The organism is Actinoplanes philippinensis, from assembly GCF_900113015.1.
Taxonomy (GTDB): Bacteria; Actinomycetota; Actinomycetes; order Mycobacteriales; family Micromonosporaceae; genus Actinoplanes; species Actinoplanes philippinensis.
This window is the reverse complement of the sequence record NZ_FONV01000058.1, coordinates 1-1,101: the sequence shown is the minus strand read 5'-3', so window position 1 is coordinate 1,101 and position 1,101 is coordinate 1. Positions and strand designations below refer to the sequence as shown.

The window sequence follows — 1,101 nt, the reverse complement described above, 5'->3', positions numbered from 1 at the left end:
TGGTCGATCACCCGTGGCGTGTCGTTGGCCCGGGGGTCGGGATGTCCGCTACCGGGTGGCACCGGTTCGGGCACTGGTGGTGCAACGCCTGCCCTGGAATCTCTTTCCCATGCCCGGCCGACAACGTGCCGGACAGTCTGGGGGAGAGATTTTGCGACGCGCCAAGCTGCCGATGGTGTTGACAGCTCTGACCGCCGTGATCGCGGGTGCCATGTCGGTTGTTTCGCCGGGGGCTGCGGTCGCCGGGCCGGTGGGGTCCTGTGCTGCTGATGCCAAGCTGGTCCCGTCGTGCGGGGTGATGTGGGGTGGCGCGGCTGGTGGGTTCACCAGCAAGCCTCGCGATGCCGAGCACAAGAGCTGGGAGAAGCTGTCGGGGCGGACCGCGACGATCTTCCACACGTATCACAAGGGGGACGAGCCGTTCCCGACCAAGGCGGAGATCGCGATGACCGCTGACGCGGGCCGGCCGCGGGTGTTGCTGCTGAACTGGAAGATCGCCTACGGGTCGTCGTGGGCGAAGGTGGCCCGGGGTGAGCAGGACCGGCGGATCGACGCGTTCGCGCAGCGGATCAAGGCGTACGGCAAGAAGACGTTCCTGGTGCTCAATCATGAGCCGGAGAACGATGTGAAGGCGAAGAAGGGTTCCGGCTGGGAGGCCAAGGATTTCGCGGCGATGTACCGGCACACGATCCAGCGGCTGCGGGGCCAGGGCGCGAGCAATGTGGTGAACGTGATGGCGTACATGGGTAACGAGAAGTGGATGGCGCAGTCGTGGTGGAAGGATCTGTACCCGGGCGACGATGTCGTGGACTGGATCGGTCTGGACTCGTATGTGTCGGTGGAGAAGAACTACTACCACTACGGGACGTTCGCGGATCTGCTGGATCGTAAGCCCAAGGGTGGCGGTCTGGGTTTCTACGACTGGGCGACCAGTAAGCACCGGGGTAAGCCGATCATGGTGGCGGAGTGGGGTGCGTACCACCGCATCGGTAGGGCCACGGACAAGTCGGCGGTGTACGACAGTGTGGTGCCGGAGTTGCGTAAGCGTCCGGCGATCAAGGCGATCGTGCACTTCGACACCAAGCGTGACAACCAGGGTGA

The 1,101-nt window shown here is 64.6% G+C and carries 1 protein-coding gene; it reads left to right on the top strand.

Annotated features, from left to right (window positions below):
• Nucleotides 1–151 precede the first annotated feature (151 nt).
• Nucleotides 152–1,101, top strand: a 950-nt coding sequence (locus tag BM290_RS46960) for a glycoside hydrolase family 26 protein (RefSeq protein WP_280522852.1), incomplete at its 3' end; no start/stop codon positions are given.